This window comes from Gilliamella sp. B2785 (assembly GCF_026537005.1).
GTDB lineage: Bacteria > Pseudomonadota > Gammaproteobacteria > Enterobacterales > Orbaceae > Gilliamella > Gilliamella apicola_E.
Genome location: NZ_JAFNNC010000002.1, coordinates 257,587 through 275,327, shown reverse-complemented (window position 1 = coordinate 275,327; position 17,741 = coordinate 257,587). Strand labels below are relative to the sequence as shown.

The 17,741-nt window shown below is 34.2% G+C and carries 18 protein-coding genes; 11 read left to right on the top strand and 7 right to left on the bottom strand.

Annotated features, from left to right (window positions below):
- Nucleotide 1: 1 nt before the first annotated feature.
- The 6 genes from J3U24_RS03490 (at nt 2) to yfbR (ending at nt 5,916) form a co-directional block, all read left to right on the top strand.
- Nucleotides 2-910 carry a D-alanine--D-alanine ligase gene (locus tag J3U24_RS03490; protein WP_267336713.1) on the top strand — a complete coding sequence of 303 codons (909 nt, stop codon included), beginning with the start codon at nt 2-4 and terminating at the stop codon, nt 908-910.
- Between the two features lie 14 nt (nt 911-924).
- Nucleotides 925-1,758: an FtsQ-type POTRA domain-containing protein gene (locus J3U24_RS03485; protein ID WP_081299464.1), complete on the top strand. Its 834-nt coding sequence runs from the start codon at nt 925-927 to the stop codon at nt 1,756-1,758.
- Nucleotides 1,759-1,779: 21 nt separating this feature from the next.
- On the top strand, nt 1,780-3,033 hold the full coding sequence (gene ftsA, locus J3U24_RS03480) for a cell division protein FtsA (RefSeq protein ID WP_065562320.1): 1,254 nt from the start codon (nt 1,780-1,782) through the stop codon (nt 3,031-3,033).
- Between the two features lie 92 nt (nt 3,034-3,125).
- Nucleotides 3,126-4,259 (top strand): cell division protein FtsZ, encoded by a 1,134-nt coding sequence (ftsZ, locus tag J3U24_RS03475; RefSeq protein ID WP_370632624.1) that lies wholly within the window; start codon nt 3,126-3,128, stop codon nt 4,257-4,259.
- A gap of 37 nt (nt 4,260-4,296) precedes the next feature.
- A complete protein-coding gene (lpxC, locus tag J3U24_RS03470; RefSeq protein ID WP_065734818.1) occupies nt 4,297-5,241 on the top strand; it encodes a UDP-3-O-acyl-N-acetylglucosamine deacetylase in 945 nt (314 codons plus the stop codon).
- Between the two features lie 81 nt (nt 5,242-5,322).
- Entirely contained in the window at nt 5,323-5,916 is a 594-nt protein-coding gene (gene yfbR, locus J3U24_RS03465) for a 5'-deoxynucleotidase (protein WP_065562317.1), read from the top strand.
- Nucleotides 5,917-5,969: 53 nt separating this feature from the next.
- Here the strand turns inward: yfbR and J3U24_RS03460 are convergent, their stop codons facing one another.
- From J3U24_RS03460 to J3U24_RS03430, 7 genes are all read right to left on the bottom strand, one after another.
- Nucleotides 5,970-6,641, bottom strand: a complete 672-nt coding sequence (locus J3U24_RS03460; protein ID WP_065562316.1) for a response regulator — start codon at nt 6,639-6,641, stop codon at nt 5,970-5,972.
- 4 nt (nt 6,642-6,645) lie between these two features.
- Nucleotides 6,646-8,262 carry a DcuS/MalK family sensor histidine kinase gene (gene dcuS, locus J3U24_RS03455; protein WP_267336714.1) on the bottom strand — a complete coding sequence of 539 codons (1,617 nt, stop codon included), beginning with the start codon at nt 8,260-8,262 and terminating at the stop codon, nt 6,646-6,648.
- A 107-nt stretch (nt 8,263-8,369) separates the two neighbouring features.
- A complete protein-coding gene (locus J3U24_RS03450) occupies nt 8,370-9,530 on the bottom strand; it encodes an NAD(P)-dependent malic enzyme (RefSeq protein WP_065562314.1) in 1,161 nt (386 codons plus the stop codon).
- A 113-nt stretch (nt 9,531-9,643) separates the two neighbouring features.
- The gene (locus J3U24_RS03445) at nt 9,644-10,939 is read right to left on the bottom strand and encodes a 2-hydroxycarboxylate transporter family protein (protein ID WP_065562313.1); all 1,296 of its coding nucleotides are present in this window, start codon (nt 10,937-10,939) and stop codon (nt 9,644-9,646) included.
- Between the two features lie 433 nt (nt 10,940-11,372).
- Nucleotides 11,373-11,816, bottom strand: coding sequence for a hypothetical protein (locus J3U24_RS03440; protein ID WP_267336715.1), 444 nt, complete (start codon nt 11,814-11,816; stop codon nt 11,373-11,375).
- A 99-nt stretch (nt 11,817-11,915) separates the two neighbouring features.
- Nucleotides 11,916-12,500: a hypothetical protein gene (locus tag J3U24_RS03435; protein ID WP_065734821.1), complete on the bottom strand. Its 585-nt coding sequence runs from the start codon at nt 12,498-12,500 to the stop codon at nt 11,916-11,918.
- 189 nt (nt 12,501-12,689) lie between these two features.
- On the bottom strand, nt 12,690-13,394 hold the full coding sequence (locus tag J3U24_RS03430) for a lipopolysaccharide core heptose(II) kinase RfaY (RefSeq protein WP_065734822.1): 705 nt from the start codon (nt 13,392-13,394) through the stop codon (nt 12,690-12,692).
- A 526-nt stretch (nt 13,395-13,920) separates the two neighbouring features.
- Between J3U24_RS03430 and J3U24_RS03425 the strand changes: the two genes are divergently transcribed.
- Genes J3U24_RS03425 through J3U24_RS03405 form a run of 5 tightly spaced genes read left to right on the top strand, consistent with a single transcriptional unit; the run spans nt 13,921 to nt 17,642 of the window.
- Nucleotides 13,921-14,655, top strand: coding sequence for a GntR family transcriptional regulator (locus tag J3U24_RS03425; RefSeq protein WP_220217999.1), 735 nt, complete (start codon nt 13,921-13,923; stop codon nt 14,653-14,655).
- Nucleotides 14,656-14,664: 9 nt separating this feature from the next.
- Nucleotides 14,665-15,513, top strand: coding sequence for a class II aldolase (locus J3U24_RS03420; protein ID WP_267336716.1), 849 nt, complete (start codon nt 14,665-14,667; stop codon nt 15,511-15,513).
- A 22-nt stretch (nt 15,514-15,535) separates the two neighbouring features.
- Complete coding sequence (locus J3U24_RS03415) at nt 15,536-15,994, top strand: PTS sugar transporter subunit IIA (protein WP_267336717.1); 459 nt, start codon at nt 15,536-15,538, stop codon at nt 15,992-15,994.
- An 11-nt stretch (nt 15,995-16,005) separates the two neighbouring features.
- Nucleotides 16,006-16,293, top strand: a complete 288-nt coding sequence (locus J3U24_RS03410) for a PTS sugar transporter subunit IIB (protein WP_220217996.1) — start codon at nt 16,006-16,008, stop codon at nt 16,291-16,293.
- Between the two features lie 2 nt (nt 16,294-16,295).
- The gene (locus J3U24_RS03405; protein ID WP_267330052.1) at nt 16,296-17,642 is read left to right on the top strand and encodes a PTS galactitol transporter subunit IIC; all 1,347 of its coding nucleotides are present in this window, start codon (nt 16,296-16,298) and stop codon (nt 17,640-17,642) included.
- Nucleotides 17,643-17,741 lie beyond the last annotated feature (99 nt).

Here is a 17,741-nt window from a genome sequence, read left to right as displayed (position 1 = left end):
AATGGTTGATAAAGTTGCTGTGTTGTATGGTGGGACCTCTGCTGAACGAGAAGTATCACTAAAATCAGGTAAAGCAGTATTTTCAGGGTTACAAGAAAATGGTATTGATGCTCATCTTATCGATACTAAAGATCATTGTATAACAAATTTGAATCAAGAAGGGTTTACTAAAGCTTTTATTATTTTACATGGTCGAGGTGGCGAAGATGGTATTACCCAAGCTATTTTAACTTATCAAAACATTCCTTATACCGGAAGTGATGTTTTATCATCAGCTTTAACCATGGATAAGTTAAAAACAAAACTAGTTTGGAAATCACTTGGTTTACCTGTTGCTGATTACGTTATGGTTGAAAAATCGCAATTAATTGACATTGAAAATATTGTTAAAAATCTTGGATTACCATTATTTGTTAAACCAAGCCATGAAGGCTCAAGTGTTGGTATGACAAGAGTTGATAAGGCAGAAGAATTAAAAGCTGCTATTGATGTTGCATTCAAATATGATAATACCGTAATGGTTGAATCGTTTTTATCAGGCCCTGAGTTTACCGTTGCGATAGTTGGTGATGAGGTTTTACCAGCAATTTACATTAAGCCTGCTACCAATTTTTATGATTATGATGCAAAGTATTTGTCAGATAAAACCCAATATTTCTGTCCAAGCGGATTATCTGATGAAAAAGAACAAGAGATTCGTAAATTAGCTTTAGATGCTTATAAAGCCGTTGGTTGCCGAGGTTGGGGTAGAGTGGACATTATGTTTGATAATAATGAAAAACCATATTTACTTGAAGTAAACACTGCTCCAGGCATGACAGACCATAGTTTAGTACCAATGGCAGCAAAAGAATACGGATGGTCATTTAGTGAATTGGTTAAACGTATTTTACAATTAGCAACCATATAATTGGCTTTATTTTTATGAAAAAAGTCCGACAAGCAGCGCACAAACGAGAACATCAAAATAGAAGAAGGTTGCTTGTTTTTCGTAATTCAGAACAAATGATAGGTTTTTTGTTCTTTATTATAATTATTTGTATTAGTGCCTGGGCTATCAATTGTGTTAAGAACTGGATGGAAGATCCAGATCAAATGGTTTTATCACAATTGACTTTAAGTGGAGAGTATACTTACACAACTGAAGATGATCTTCGACAAGCAATATTAGGTTTAGGATTGCCAAATACCTATATAGGACAGGATGTTGACGATATTCAACAAGAAATAATGCGATACCCTTGGGTTAAACAAGCTAGTATCCGTAAGCAATGGCCGGATAGGTTGATTGTTTATATTGAAGAATACAAACCTGCATTTTACTGGAATGATTTATATCTACTTGATAATGCTGGCAATGTATTTAGTGTGCCATTAGATCGTTTGGGTGAATTGCAATTACCTAGGATATATGGCCCTGAAGGTAAAGCAAAAACAATATTAGAAACGTATTTTAAGCTAGAAGAAATTTCTAGAAAGTTAGCTAATAACAAGTTTGCATCAGAAATTAAAGCAGCTATAGCTGATGAACGTAATGCTTGGCAATTGCTGATCAAACAATGTACAGCTGATTTATGTTCTGAAAGTCAGGATATAAAATTGATAGTTGGTAGTGAAAAAATAGAACAACGCTATCAACAATTTATTAAATTATTTCCTGAAATTCAGTCTAGAATGCCAGCTGATGAAAAAATAACGGCTGCTGATTTGCGTTATGAAAACGGCATCGCAGTACAACGAGAAAAAATATCGCAATAAGGAATAAATAAAGGCTTAAGTATGAAAGCAACAGAGAAAAAATTGGTTGTTGGACTTGAAGTTGGCACATCCAAAGTACTTGCCCTTGTCGGTGAAGTGCTTCCTGATGGTGTGGTCAATATTATTGGTGTTGGACATTGTCCATCGAAAGGCGTTGATAAAGGTGGTGTAAATGACCTTGAATCAGTTGTTAAATCAATCCAACGAGCAGTTGACCAAGCTGAATTAATGGCTGATTGCCAAATATCTTCTGTTTATTTAAGCCTATCTGGTAAACACATTCGTTGTCAAAATGAAATAGGTATGGTGCCAATTGCTGATGAAGAGGTTACGGCAGAAGATGTCGAAAACGTAGTTCATACAGCTAAATCCGTTCGAATATTGGATGAACATCGTATTTTGCACGTTATTGCTCAAGAGTATTCAATTGATTTACAAGAAGGCATTAAAAATCCTATCGGATTATCTGGTGTAAGAATGAAAGCGAAAGTTCATTTGGTCACCTGTCATAATGATATGGCAAGAAATATCGTTAAGGCTGTTGAACGTTGTGGTTTAAAAGTTGATCAACTTATTTTCTCTGGGTTGGCTTCTAGCTATGCAGTCTTGACTGATGATGAAAAAGAATTAGGTGTATGTGTTATTGATATCGGTGGCGGAACAATGGATGTTACTGTTTATACAGGTGGTGCATTACGTCATTCGGTAGTTATTCCTTATGCTGGCAATGTTGTTACTAGTGATATCGCTTATGCATTTGGTGCACCGCCAATGGATGCAGAAAATATCAAAATTCGTTATGGTTGTGCTGTCGGTTCATTAGTTGGTAAAGATGAAGTTATTGATGTGCCGAGTGTTGGAGGACGACCATCACGCTCATTACAAAGACAAACATTAGCAGATGTAATAGAACCACGCTATTCAGAACTTTTATCTTTAGTCCAAAAAGAATTACTAGTGTTACAAGATGAACTTAAGAAACAAAATGTGAAATATCAGTTGGCAGCAGGGATTGTTTTAACTGGTGGAGCAGCTCAAATTAAAGGTATGGTTGAATGTGCTGAAAAAGTTTTTCAAAATCAAGTTCGTATTGGACAACCTTTGAATATTTCAGGATTAACTGATTATGTGCAAAAGCCTTATTGTTCTACAACCGTAGGCTTATTGCACTATGGAAAACAAAGTTTATTAAATGATGATACTAAAGATAGCAATAAATCATCATTGAAAGGGATAGCTAAAAGATTGACCGGTTGGTTTAAAAAAGAATTTTAGCTAATATATTTAATAACTTCGTAGACATTGTAGCTGGTTATCTGTACAATGTTGTTAGATCGTAAATTTGGAGATAAGTTATGTTTGAGCCTATGGTTGCGGATGATGAGCCAGCAGCAGTCATTAAAGTTATTGGTGTAGGTGGCGGCGGCGGTAATGCTGTTGAGCATATGATTGCTGAACATATTGAAGGCGTTGAGTTTTTTGCAGCAAATACTGATGCACAAGCATTGAAAAGAATTAAAGTTGGTCAAACTATCCAAATCGGTAATAATGTGACCAAAGGACTTGGTGCTGGAGCTAATCCAGAAGTGGGAAGGAATTCAGCAGAAGAAGATCGTGATGTTATTCGTAGTGCGATTGAGGGTGCCGACATGGTATTCATCGCAGCCGGAATGGGTGGCGGAACAGGAACAGGTGCAGCTCCAGTTGTTGCAGAAATTGCTAAAGAACTCGGTATTTTAACTGTAGCTGTTGTTACAAAGCCTTTTGGATTTGAAGGTAAAAAACGTATGGCTTTTGCTGAGCAAGGTATTGCTGAGTTAGCTAAACACGTTGACTCTCTTATCACAATTCCAAATGATAAATTATTAAAAGTATTAGGTCGAGGCGTTAAGCTATTAGACGCTTTTGCTGCTGCTAATGGTGTTTTAAAAGGTGCAGTACAAGGTATTGCTGAATTAATTACCAAACCAGGTCATATCAACGTTGACTTTGCCGACGTTAGAACGGTAATGTCCGAAATGGGTTACGCTATGATGGGTTCTGGTCGTGCGAGTGGTGATAACCGTGCCGAAGAAGCTGCTGAAATGGCTATTTCAAGCCCGTTACTTGAAGATATTGATTTATCGGGTGCGCGTGGCGTGTTAGTTAATGTTACAGCAGGTCTTGATCTTGGTTTAGAAGAATTTGAAACTGTTGGTAGTACTGTTAGAGCTTTTGCTTCTGACAATGCAACTGTGGTTGTTGGTACTACATTTGATCCAGACATGTCTGATGAAATTCGTGTTACAGTGGTTGCAACTGGTATTGGTATGGATAAACGTCCAGAAGTTAAAATTAATAAACCAGTTACATCACATGGTTCATTATTTGGACAAACAAATCATTTGCCACAGCAACAAGAGGAACCAATGCCTAAAGTTGTTAATGAACCAGCGGTTTCTCCAATGGAAGAACATAAAATTTTAGATATTCCTGCTTTTATCCGTAAGCAGGCTAATTAGTATTGAACTTATTTGATTTCTTATTGTCTAATGGATAATGGAAGCGAATAAAAAGAGTAGGTGCGAAGTGAAACAAAGAACCTTAAAAAAGACAATTCAAGCAACTGGTGTCGGTTTACATACTGGCAAAAAAGTTACTTTGACTTTACGTCCTGCGCCAGAGAACACAGGTGTTATTTATCGCCGTACAGATTTAAATCCGTATGTTGATTTTCCTGTGGATGCAAAATCTGTGCGTGATACAATGCTTTGTACCTGTTTGGTTAATGAAGATAATGTTCGTATTTCAACTGTTGAACATATCAATTCTGCATTAGCTGGGCTCGGTATAGATAATATTATTATTGAAGTAAATGCGCCCGAAATTCCAATTATGGACGGAAGTGCAAGCCCATTCGTTTACTTATTATTAGATGCTGGAATTACTGAGCAAAATGCGCTGAAAAAATTCATACGAGTTAAAGAAACTGTTCGTGTCGAAAATGGTGATAAATGGGCAGAAGTAAGACCATATAGTGGTTTTCGATTAGATTTCACTATTGATTTTCGTCATCCAGCTATTGATAACAGTTCACAACGTTACCAATTGGATTTTTCTTCAGAGTCTTTTATTCGTCAAATCAGTCGTGCAAGAACGTTTGGATTTATGCGAGATATTGAAGCATTACAATCTAAAGGATTATGTTTAGGCGGTAGCTTAGATTGTGCAATTGTTGTTGACGATTATAAAGTTCTTAATGAAGATGGTCTTCGTTTTGAAGATGAATTTGTACGTCATAAAATGCTAGATACCATTGGTGACTTATACATGAGTGGCCACAATATGATTGGTGAAGTAGTGTGTTATAAATCAGGTCACGCTTTAAATAACCAACTATTGCAAGCGTTATTAGCTAAACAAGATGCTTGGGAATATGTCACCTTTGATGAAGAACAAAATGTTCCTGTTGCTTTAGGTACAAGACAGCTTGTTTTAGCATAAGTCATTAAAATCGTATTATAAATTTACTAACGCTTCCGATTTGGAGGCGTTTTTTATTTTAGAATCAATGAGATAATCATAATGAATAACAGCCATTTTTTTGCTCATTTATCGCGTTTAAAACTAATTAATCGTTGGCCTTTAATGCGTAACGTGAGAACTGAAAATGTATCAGAACATAGCCTTCAAGTTGCTTTTGTTGCACATGCTTTAGCGATAATTAAAAACAAACGATTTAATGGTAATGTTAACCCTGAACGCATAGCATTACTGGCTATGTATCATGATGCATCAGAAGTATTAACAGGTGATTTACCGACACCGACTAAATATTACAACCCACAGATCACATCTGAATACAAAAAGATTGAAAAAATAGCTCAAAATAAACTCATTAATATGTTGCCAAAAGAGTTACAAGATGACTTTAAAACACTAATTGATGACGATTATTATGATGAAGATGAAAAAAGCATTGTAAAACAAGCAGATGCTTTGTGTGCATATCTTAAAACAATTGAAGAGCTTAGTGCGGGTAATAATGAGTTTAGGTTAGCAGAACAACGATTGAAAAAAACATTATCAGATCGTAATACTCCAGAAATGGATTATTTTTTAGATGTATTTGTCCCAAGTTTCAGCTTATCATTAGATGAAATTACAATGGATGAATAGTTTTAGTCAACTTAGTAATCATTTACAGCACAATTAATAACAAACTAAATAAACTATTTTTGATAAATATAACGTTTTACTGGACGGCCAATTGGTAAATAGGTCAAATGGCTTTCTATTTCTCCTAACTCTTCTAAATAATCAAGATATTTCTTAACCGATATCCTAGATAAAGGAATCAATTCGATAATATCACTCATAGAGAAATCTTGTTGATAGTTAACAATAACATCTCGAACAGATTGTAAAGTTTGTGAGTCGATTCCCTTTGGTAATCTATTTGTAGTATTAAAGTTTTTAGTGAAAATTCGATCATCTAATTGATTCTGGTTTAGTATTTCGGAAGATGATAATAGGCGAATCCGTTCTTGATATGAAATCAAAGCCGTACGAAATCTCTCAAAAGTGAAGGGTTTAACAATATAATCAATGACTCCTAAACGTAATGCGGTTTGGATATCATTGGTATTACATGCGGCGGTTACCATAATAATATCTATTTTAGGGTAACTAATTCGAATATATTTTAACAGATCAAGACCATTTAGTTTTGGCATAAAAACGTCAAGCAACAATAGATCAATATGATTATCATGGATAAAATGTAGCGCTTGTTCTCCATTAGTAACAGTTGCCACTAAATTAAAACCAGGAAGCATTTGCAAATATTTTTTATTGAGCTCTGCTACCATCGGATCATCTTCAACAATTAAAACTTCTACCATATGATTATTTTTTCCTATAAATCTCTTCTAATGGTAATAATACCTTAAAGCAAGTCCCTTTTTTATTATCAGAATCACATAATTGTATTTGCCCATCTAACTCATCAATACTAGCTAACACTAAATAAAGCCCAAAACCACGATTATCGCCCTTTGTCGAATAGCCTTTTTGAAAAATATATTGAATATCATTTTCAGAAATACCTTCACCATTATCATTGATTTCAATCTGAAAATTAGAATTATCAATAACTAAACTCACCTTTATCTGCTTATCATCCAAAAATTGTACTGCATCAAGTCCATTATCAATTAAATTACCAAGTATTGTAACTAAACCATGTGTCACAGATGTATCTGTTATTGGTGCCAAAATACCATCAATATTAAACGTTAATGTCACATTTAGCTCACGTGCTCGGCTAAATTTACTATTTAAAAATCCTGCAATAATTGGATCTTTAATATATTGACTAACAAGTTTAGATTCCGCTTGTTGATTGCCAATAATTTCTTCAAGATAATCAATTAATTCAGATTTATTGTCATTAAAGGCTAACCCATAAATAACATGTAATTTATTATTAAACTCATGAGATTGTGAACGTAAAGCATCGGCATAACGATTAACTCCTGTTAAATTTTCTGCCAATCTACGTACTTCTGTCATATCTCTAAATGAAGCAATAGCTCCAACTAAAATATCATTAACAAATAATGGAGTTCGATTGGTTAGTATCACCACGCCATTAATATTTTGTTCACAATCATATTCAGCTTTTCCACTCATCATCACTTCGTGCAGTCGAGTATTTGGAATAAAGTCACCAATAGGTAAGCTTATAATATTTTCTTTATCTTTTTTTATGCGCAAAATTCTAATTGCTTCATCATTGATCTGTGTAATTAATCCATCTCGATTGATAACCACAATGCCTTCTTTTACCGTTCGGATAATAGCATTTCGCTCAGCAAATAGCTGTGCCATTTCAACTGGCTCAAGGCCGTATAAAATTTTCTTTATATTGCGAGATAACAAATAGGCCAAAAGAATAGCTATCGATAATGAAGCAAACAAGGATAGCCAAATCGGCTGACTTGTTCTTGATGCTAAATGATTAATTTTTTGCAAGGTCTGACCAACTAAAACTACACCAATTTGTTGATCTTTATCATTCATAATTGGCTTAAAAGCCCGAACAGAATCTCCCAATGTGCCTTTCGCAATTGAAGTATAGGACTCACCATTTAATGCGCGCTGTTCATCTCCACCAACTATAGTTTGACCTATTTTATTTTCATCGGGATGCGAATATCGAACGCCTTGCATATTAAATATCACAATAAAATCAGTTTGTGTTAATGCTCTGGATTGTTCTGTTGTTTTTTGAATGGAAGCAATATTTTGTGGTGTAGGATTTTGTATTTCGTCAATGATACTTTGTGATGTAGAGATAATATTTGCGATATTCTCAACTCGTTGGCGAGAGTTGATAAGATATTCGTTATTCACTACATGAACAATATAAATATTTTGTGCAATAACTGAAAGTATAAACACTAAGCAAATCAGGCTTATTAACTTAACGTTGAGTGGTAATTTATTAAATAAATATCTCATTCTCATTTACTGTATAAAAAGCGATCACTTACTATCATAACTTATTAGGCAGGAAAACCTACTAATAAATTTCGTATTAGTAGGTTTATAGCTAATTTAATCGACTATTAAAGATTATTTGCTGCATTTTTTACACTTTCAGCAACCACCTTGGCTACATTAGGTTCAAATGCATTTGGCAATATACAATCAATTGATAGTTTGTCAGGTGTAATGATATTGGCTAATCCTTTTGCTGCTGCAAGCTGCATGGCTAATGTAATATTTTTTGCTCTAGCATCTAAAGCGCCTCTAAATATGCCAGGGAATGCTAAAACATTATTAATTTGATTCGGATAATCACTACGCCCAGTACCGACAATATAAGCACCAGCTGCTTTAGCTTCGTCTGGGAATATTTCTGGTGTTGGATTTGCCATAGCAAAAATAATTGATTTTTCTGCCATCGTTTTAACCCAATCTGCTTTTAATACTCCTGGGGCTGAAACACCAATAAACACATCAGCACCTTTAACCGCATCTTGTAATGTACCTTTTTGTTTGTTCTTATTGGTTCTCTTCGCCATGGCTAAATGGTGAGGTGGTAAAGAAAGATCATCTTCGGATAAAATACCAATCTTATCGACAATTTTAAGATCGGTTACTCCAGCGGCTAATAACATATCGGCAATTGCTAAACCAGCTGCTCCGCCACCGTTAATCACCACCTTGGCCGATTCGATCGACTTACCTGCAACTTTAAGTGCATTATAAAGCGCTGCTAATACAACGATTGCTGTACCATGTTGATCATCATGGAATACAGGAATATCTAATAATTCTTGTAATCGTTTTTCAATTTCAAAACACCTTGGTGCACTAATATCTTCTAGATTGATACCGCCAAATGAGGGCGCTAATGCTGCTATATGTTTAACTAACTCATCTGGATCTTGAGTATTAATTGATAAAGGTATTGCATCAACATCTGCAAATTGTTTAAATAAAATTGCCTTGCCTTCCATTACTGGAATTGCTGCTTCTGGCCCAATATTTCCTAACCCTAAAACAGCTGAACCATCAGTGATAACCGCAACTAAATTACGTTTACTAGTATATTCATAAACTGAATCGGGATTTTTAGCAATTTCGGTGCAGACTGCTGCAACGCCTGGTGTATAAGCAACACTAAGATCTGCCATTGAATTAACAGGGACTTTCGAGTGGGTTTCAAATTTACCGTGCATTTGTTTACTGATTGCTAACGCTTTTTCTTGTACTGTTGTCATAATGCTTACCTTTTTAAATACTTAAAACTATATTTAATATTTTTTGAGATCAAACCAATATTTATCTCAAACTGCTTTTAAAACTTCTAATTAATTTTTTAATGTTTATAAAACTACATATGTAAATAACGCATTAGTGCCGTGGTGCATATCACCATTAAAGCTCCCCCTAATCGTGTTGCAACTTGTGCAAAAGGCATCAAGTTCATTCTATTGGCTGTTGAAAGTATTGCTACATCACCAGTTCCACCCATTCCACTTTGGCAAGATGAAATAATAGATGCCTCAACTGGATACATTTTTAAGAAGAAGCTACAAACAAATCCTGTCATTGAAACAGTGAAGACGATAGAGATAATGGTAATAAAGTATGGGATAGTTAATACTTTAACTACGCTATTTAAATCTATATAAAGTAGCCCAAGTCCTGCCATTAATGGAAAGGTAAAGTTGCCTGAGATAAATTTGTACCATTGTTGGCTTCCTCGTTCGACACTCGCTGGTAATAAACGAAAATATTTAACTACAGCGGTAGCAATAATCATTAAAACAGGACCAGGGAAATGAGTTACTTTTTCTAAAATCATACCGAAGATAAATAACGTAGCTAAAATCATAACTGCGCCACTCATTGCACGAGCATCAAGTGGTGTCTTATCATCTTTTAACGCTTCAGCTAAGCCATCAAATTCAATTTTTACTAATTGACCGTGCCCACTTAAGTGAGGTTTAACTTCACCAATTCGGCTCATAATCGCCGTAAAAGTGATTGCAAAAAAGTTACCTACAACAGTTGCAGGAATTAATGCGCTAACAAAAACATTATAATCTTGATTAAGGATATTGCTGTAGGCATTGGACAGTTGCAAAACACCTTCACCAATTCCTCCTGCCATTACTGGTGAAACTGTATAAAAGAAGGCGTGCTCCCAATCATCACCAAAAGCTACGGCGACACAGACGCCAACAAACGCAGCTAAACACATACCTAATAGCATCGGAATCATCATTCGAATAAAGCCTTGAACTAAAATAACTCGATGCATACCAAGAATACTACCGCACACTAAACTGGCGATATAAAAGAGTAAAAAGTTAGAGTCTTTCATTAACATCTTTGTTGCTGATAAAGTATTCTCATCAAAAACGTTGTAGTAAACCAATAATGAAGGAACGATAAGTGACAAAATGGCAGGCGCCCCAAATTTTTTGAAAAATGGAATATTCTGCCCGACAGTGCCTAAAAACCAACCTAAAGGTAATATCACAGCAAAACCACCAATAAGGCTTTTAGGTAGCATATCTAATTGTGCAGCAATAATAACGATAATCGAACAAACTAAAAATATGGGGAGGGGAAGTGAACCTATATACATTTTGTTTTCTTTTATATCTTGTAACATACTCATAACTAAACCTCTTTATTTTTTTATAGCACATATGCAGTATAGTTATGCAGAAAGAAATCAGAAGAATAAGAAAGTTTACTAACTAGTTTTGTAACTAATGTAAGTATCTTAATAATTTTATGATTGATTTATATAGGTTTTTATGACAAAGTCACCTTTAAAATGGAAGAATTAGTAATGACTAATTTATTAGAAAGACTTTTATAAGTTATCTAATTAAAGAATGGATTGATGTCAAATTTTGACTATTTTTAAACTCAAAAAACCCCGCTCCTCAACTTTTTTTATACATCAATGAATCAACAATTTTTGTATTGTTTATCTAATAGATAACAAATAATTTAGGGAATAATAAATTAAGGAGTTGGTTTAATTAATTTAATGAAAAGAAGGATATTACTTACTTATTATCTTATTATTTTATAGCTAGTCTTCATTCATCCTTTAATTTAACTAATTCATAGCCATTTTCAGTTGGTTTAATTTCAAAAGTTCCTAAATCTCGAACTGTTCTATCTTCTACGCCTTCACAGTCGCCAGAACGCTGGAATAAATTGATTTGTAATCGAAGATGTGTTTCATCAATTTTTTCAAAAGTACCTTCCGAACCGGTAAAACAATCGTTACCACACCTAGCAGAGTATTTTGATAAGAAAGTACCATTAGTATTAAAAGTTAGCGAGTTACCGTAAATAAATTTCGTTCCATCCGAACTTATATGTAATCTTTCAGCGGGGGGATTGGATAACTCAAATAAATCCAATTCATGATTTACTACTTCATTAATTTGCCAAAAATCATTTTTCCAAAAGTCATTTATGTCATTTTGTGCAAAGCTAGAAAATGGAAGCAATAATAAAAAAAGAATTTTTTTCATGATGAGTTTTACTTTTTAAAATGTCTTGATAAGAATTTTGTATCAATTTTAGGCTTAAAATCCCCGTTCCTCAACTGTAATTTTTTTTAGCGTACAGTATTAATGTAATAAACAAGCCTGAATTTTATCGACTTCTTTATTGAGTGCATCAATAACTAAATCTGGGTGGGTTCTTTCCAAGGTTTTTACATTTTCAAACCCTTCATTGCCAATAGAAGCAGTATATTGTTGAGCTTGTTTGATATTGCTAAATAAGTAATGAATATTTTTGGCATTGCGAGTTGCGGTTAATGTATAACTAACGAAGTATTTAGATTGTGATTGATAATTGGTAATAGCGTTAGCAACAACATTATTTCCTTCAACTAATATGAGAGTATCACCACCATTTATCGTAATTGCTTGTAGAGAAGCCATATTATAATATGGCCACCATGCCGAACTTAAATAGTTTTCACGGTTCAAAACTACTGGGCGATTATCAAGTTCTTGTGTAATACAGAGTGATAATGAAGAATGAAGAATGGTAATTGGTTGTGAAGTACTGTATTTATTTATGATATCCTCACCAAACGTGTTTTGAGTAATTTCTACACCATCTGTTTGATAGATTGACAGCATCTTCTGAGAAGAACAACCAGTTAGCAACGCAACTAAAACAGTAAAACCAATTAACTTTCTCATAACTCATCCTTCTTTGCATGATTAGTTTTATTCTAAACGGTTATAAAAGTATTTACCAGTATTTAGAACAGAAGAATTTAAATATTTTTTAGAGCTGAAAAGCATTAAAATGTATAATTTAATATATTGAATTAATTATATTTATTTGCAGAAAAATGAGAGAAGCTTGTCTTTCTCTCATTTAATTTATTAATCTTCTTTACCGCGAATTTTACGCGATAACCGTTTAAATCCGTGAGTAAATTTTTTAATTGCCATAGCCAAGAAAGGAACATTAATTTTAATACCAAAGCGCTCACGCAATTCGATTGCATCATTGGCTTTAGTTAACCAAATAAAACCGGAGTTAGTTAAGTCGATTGCTTTGATTTTACCCTCTGGAGTTAAAATAAAGTTACCACCGTGAACATCGTTTGAAACAAGATTATAACTATGCAGTTTTTCAATACATGCTTTAACTTGCTCTCCATATTCACGCATTTCATCCCATGTTAATGAACGTCCTTCTATAAAATTAAAGATCATATAGTGGCGATTGGTGGTTTTATCAAAAGCGACTAAATAGAGTTCATAAGCGATATCGCATTTATCCAACGAAATTTTAGCCAGCTTACGAATTAGATTAAAATAAAAATCACCAGTGATTTTAGCAATAAGTCGACGTTCTAAACGATGCTCAACACCGCCATCTATTTTGAAAATAAATTTAGATTGATTGTGATTAATTAGATAAGTATATCTCTCAATTTTATCACTTGGATCGAGTAGCTCATGATGTCCTTCTTCGGCCAAAAATTGGTCAAAAAGTTCCAAATAATTTATCTCATCATTTTGTACGTAAGCGAACTTCATATTGCCGCGCTCGATTTCAATAATGTTTGCAAAGTTATTCAAGTTTTAAAGTCCTAAGATACATCAAAAAATGAGTTTATCTTAAACACTATCAAGCTTAAAGTAAATGAAACTGTCAATATTAACAGGTGATGCGTGCGAAAAAATATTGGTTACTAGTTAGCTGAAATTTATTTTACATAAAATTGGCAAAAGGCGGGCAAGTATCGTTTACTACAATAGTATTTTTGCTATGTCTCAGTGTATTTATTGTCAATAAAGTTAAATCAATCTTTACTCTAATTATGCAATTTAGCTTAGCGATTAAATATAAATGAGTTTATTGTTAAAAGTGGATCAAACACGATTTTTTTATTTGCAAAATAATTCAATTTCTTCAACAATTCCTTAATTAGGATCTCATTATCTTTGATTAATGCTGAAACTAAATGCAATCCTTTTTCTAAATTATATTGATAAATATGAAAATGTGATTAAACTCACATTTTGTTTAAAAACTAGTTGTCCATAGTTGTACATAGTTGTCTATGGATGTATATTTAACTTAACCAACATTTTGGGGTAACCAATGAGTATCAATAAATTTTCTAGCACACCACTTTATGTACAAGTAAAAGAGTGGATAAGAAATCAGATTTATCGTAATGATCTAAAAGCGGGCGACAGAATCCCGTCGGAAAACGAGATCATGAGCCTACTTTCTGTTAGTCGAGGCACAGTTCGAAAAGCGGTAGAGTTACTGATTAATGAATCTGTGCTGGAACAGATTCAAGGTAAAGGAACGTATGTAAAAGCTGAAAACATCTCTTATCAATTAGGTTATGGACTACAGTCATTTGCCGAATCGTTAGAAATGCAGCACGTCAAGTTCACCACCGAGGTTATCACCAAAAGAGTAGAGAAAGCAAACGAATATATTAGTGGAAAATTACAAGTTCCGCTTAACGCAAATATTTTTTATATGGAAAGGGTAAGAAGCGTCAATGGTGAAAAAATCATGTTTATTGAAAACCGAATCAATTTAGCTTTATGTCCTGAAATAGAGCAGGTCGATTTTACTAAACATAGTTTATTTAACCAAATTGAACGCATTACCCATAAAAAAATAGATCATTCGGACTGCCGTTATTCAGCCCGAGTGGTAGGTAAGGAGCGGGCAGATATATTAAATATTAGTGATATCTCCCCCGTTCTTCATTTAGAACAATTAGTTTACCTTGATAATGGTCTACCAATCGAGTTTGGTAATGTATGGCTAAAATCAAACGTAAACTACTTGGGGACAACACTTAGACGAAAGTAGGAGTTAGTTATGGCATTAGTCAATGGGTATACTTTATTAGGTGAAGCTAAAAAACAAAAAACATTAGCTGGCGCATTTAATACAACAAATTTGGAAACAACTTTAGCCATATTAGATGCAATTGAAGAGAGTAGCATACCAAGCATGGTGCAGATTGCACCGACAAACATCGTGTTATCGGGTTATAAATATATTGTCGATATGGTTCGTAATCGAGCTAGTACCATGAAGACACCATTTTGTCTGCATTTGGATCATGGCAAAACTTTTGAAGATGTTAAGCAAGCGGTTGAGGCTGGTTTTACCTCAATTATGATTGACGGCTCTCATTTACCTTTTGAAGAAAATATTCAATTGACAAAAAAAGTGGTCGATTTTTGTGGTGGATACAATATTCCGGTAGAAGCAGAGTTAGGTGCCATCACCGGTAAAGAGGACGATGAAGTTAATGAAGCCGATCGCAAAACCGATCCTAATCAAGTTCAAGAATTTGTTAAACGAACTGGCTGTGCAACTTTGGCTGTATCAGTTGGTAATGTGCATGGTTTTGAACAACAGCCTAAAATAGACTTTGATTTACTTGGCAAACTATCCGACATATCTCCCGTATCATTGGTTATCCATGGTGGTTCAGGAATTGATGATCAAACTTTGCAAAAAATTAGCCAATATAATGTTGTTAAACTCAATGTCGGTGGTGATTTGCGTAGAGCTTATATCAGTTCAATTGGTAAACAATATGTCGCTAATAATAATGAATATAATCTTATTAAAGTATTGTTAAAAGCAAAAGGCGATGTGAAGCAAGTTGTTTACAACAAAATACTATCTATGAATTTATTAAACATTCATCGTTAAACTAACGTCATAGGTGGTAAATATGCAATTAGAACAATTGGATGACAATATTATTTTTTTAAACAAAAGCTTTGAAAGCCGTGAAGCAATGTTTAAAGCCATTAGCCATGAATTATTAGCAAATCATTATGTTACAGAACAATACTTACAAAAAGTTATTGAACGAGAGAATGAACATCCAACCGGATTTAAATTAAAAACCCTTAATGTTGCGATGCCTCATGTTGACAGTGAGTTTGTAAAAAAAGATGGCATGTTTGTTGTGACCAGTAAACAAGGCATTATTTTTAAAAATGCCGAAACTGATGAAGACCTCTCCGTCAATATCGTATTTGGTTTACTGTTAAAACAATCCGATACCCACTTAACTTTTTTAATGAAATTAGCATCATCGTTCAGCAATGATCAGATTTTGCAAAAAATAGTTGAAAGTAATAACAAATTTGAAATCAAAAAAATCTTAAAAGATATTTTGAAATAAGGAGCTTTATTATGAAAAAAAGAATCATTTTTGCCTGTACCAGTGGTATTGCAACTTCAACTATTGCAACTGAGAAAGTTAAAAATTATTGTGCCGAGCATGGTATCGAGGTTGAAAACATTCAGTCTGATGTCGCAACTGTACAATCTCAAGACGGTATGGCTGATTTAATTATCGTGACTTCTAAAGTGTCTTATCAATTAGAGAAAACACCAATTATCAATGGGGTACCTTTAATTACCACTATAGGTGAAGAAGAAGTCTTAGCCGAAATCGTTAGGATCTTGCAAGGAGATTGATTATGGCTGATAAGTTACTTGAAATTGTCCAATACATTTTGGGCTTCGGGCCGACCGTCATGTTACCTGTTGTCATCTTTATAATGGCACTGTGTTTAGGGGTAAAAATAGGGCGGGCAATTCGTTCATCATTAACCATTGGAATGGGCTTTGTTGGTATCTTTGTTATTTTTGACTTGTTAGGAACCAGTCTTGGCAGTGCAACAACTGATTTAGTTGAACATGCCGGAATTGATTTACCCGTCATTGATCTTGGGTGGCCACCGTTAGCAGCAATTGCTTGGGCTTCACCGATTGCCCCTTTTGTAATTCCAATGACCATTATTATCAATATTGTGATGTTAACCGTTAATTGGACTAAAACTGTCGATATTGATTTATGGAATTTCTGGCATTTTACCTTTGTTGGTGCGCTGGTTTATAGCAGTACTGGCAGCTTTGTCTATGGATTGATTATAGCAGGGGTTACTGCCGTGATAACTTTTGTTTTGGCTGACTGGTGTGCGCCTATGATTCAAAAGTATTTTGAGTTACCCGGTATATCACTTCCGACACTATCATCTGTTATCTTCTTTCCTATTGGTGTGTTAGGTAATCTTATCTTAGATAAAATACCGGGATTACAAAAATTGCATGCCGATCCTCAAACGATACAAAAAAGATTTGGTATCTTTGGCGAACCGATGATGATTGGATTTGTCATAGGTGGCGCAATTGGTATAGCGGCGGGTTATGATGTTAAAGGGATTTTAAACTTAGCGATTAATCTTGGTGCTGTCATGTTAATTATGCCACGAATGGTTAAATTACTCATGGAAGGATTGTTACCATTATCCGATGCAGTGAAGCAATTTTTAAATAAAAAATTTCCTAACCGAAAAAATTTATACATTGGTTTAGATATTGCTGTTGCTGTTGGGCATCCATCGGTGCTTTCTACTGCACTTTTACTTATTCCCGTTGGATTGATTTTATCAATCATATTACCCGGTAATAGGTTATTACCACTTGGCGATTTAACCAATATTTGGGTACCTATTTCCATGGTGGTATTAGCTTGTCGTGGCAATATTGTGAGATCATTTATTATCGGCATACCTTGCTTAATTGTGAATCTTTATGTTGCTTCAGCAGTGGCGCCGATAATTACCAACATTGCAAAAAGTATTAATTTCCCGGTAAAAACCGACGGTGAATTTTCAAGCTTATTAGATGGTGGTAATCCCTACCGTTTTTGGGCAGTAAAAGTATTTGAAGGAAATTATATCGCTTTAGCGTTAATTCCAATAATTTTCATCACTTGTCTTTTATTGTATCGCCACACTAAAAAAACATGGGATCTGGCCTAAAAAAATAACGTATACCCACTATAAATAACACTTTTAATTGAGGTAATGAATCTGATAAGGCAACTTATCGGAATGGAGAAAACTACACTTTTTTTCAAA

Coding starts and splice junctions, on each gene's coding strand:
- J3U24_RS03490 (WP_267336713.1), top strand. CDS start 2: ATGGTTGATAAAGTTGCTGTGTTGTATGGTGGGACCTCTGCTGAACGA.
- J3U24_RS03485 (WP_081299464.1), top strand. CDS start 925: ATGAAAAAAGTCCGACAAGCAGCGCACAAACGAGAACATCAAAATAGA.
- ftsA (WP_065562320.1), top strand. CDS start 1,780: ATGAAAGCAACAGAGAAAAAATTGGTTGTTGGACTTGAAGTTGGCACA.
- ftsZ (WP_370632624.1), top strand. CDS start 3,126: ATGGTTGCGGATGATGAGCCAGCAGCAGTCATTAAAGTTATTGGTGTA.
- lpxC (WP_065734818.1), top strand. CDS start 4,297: ATGGAAGCGAATAAAAAGAGTAGGTGCGAAGTGAAACAAAGAACCTTA.
- yfbR (WP_065562317.1), top strand. CDS start 5,323: ATGAATAACAGCCATTTTTTTGCTCATTTATCGCGTTTAAAACTAATT.
- J3U24_RS03460 (WP_065562316.1), bottom strand. CDS start 6,641: ATGGTAGAAGTTTTAATTGTTGAAGATGATCCGATGGTAGCAGAGCTC.
- dcuS (WP_267336714.1), bottom strand. CDS start 8,262: ATGAGATATTTATTTAATAAATTACCACTCAACGTTAAGTTAATAAGC.
- J3U24_RS03450 (WP_065562314.1), bottom strand. CDS start 9,530: ATGACAACAGTACAAGAAAAAGCGTTAGCAATCAGTAAACAAATGCAC.
- J3U24_RS03445 (WP_065562313.1), bottom strand. CDS start 10,939: ATGAGTATGTTACAAGATATAAAAGAAAACAAAATGTATATAGGTTCA.
- J3U24_RS03440 (WP_267336715.1), bottom strand. CDS start 11,816: ATGAAAAAAATTCTTTTTTTATTATTGCTTCCATTTTCTAGCTTTGCA.
- J3U24_RS03435 (WP_065734821.1), bottom strand. CDS start 12,500: ATGAGAAAGTTAATTGGTTTTACTGTTTTAGTTGCGTTGCTAACTGGT.
- J3U24_RS03425 (WP_220217999.1), top strand. CDS start 13,921: ATGAGTATCAATAAATTTTCTAGCACACCACTTTATGTACAAGTAAAA.
- J3U24_RS03420 (WP_267336716.1), top strand. CDS start 14,665: ATGGCATTAGTCAATGGGTATACTTTATTAGGTGAAGCTAAAAAACAA.
- J3U24_RS03415 (WP_267336717.1), top strand. CDS start 15,536: ATGCAATTAGAACAATTGGATGACAATATTATTTTTTTAAACAAAAGC.
- J3U24_RS03410 (WP_220217996.1), top strand. CDS start 16,006: ATGAAAAAAAGAATCATTTTTGCCTGTACCAGTGGTATTGCAACTTCA.
- J3U24_RS03405 (WP_267330052.1), top strand. CDS start 16,296: ATGGCTGATAAGTTACTTGAAATTGTCCAATACATTTTGGGCTTCGGG.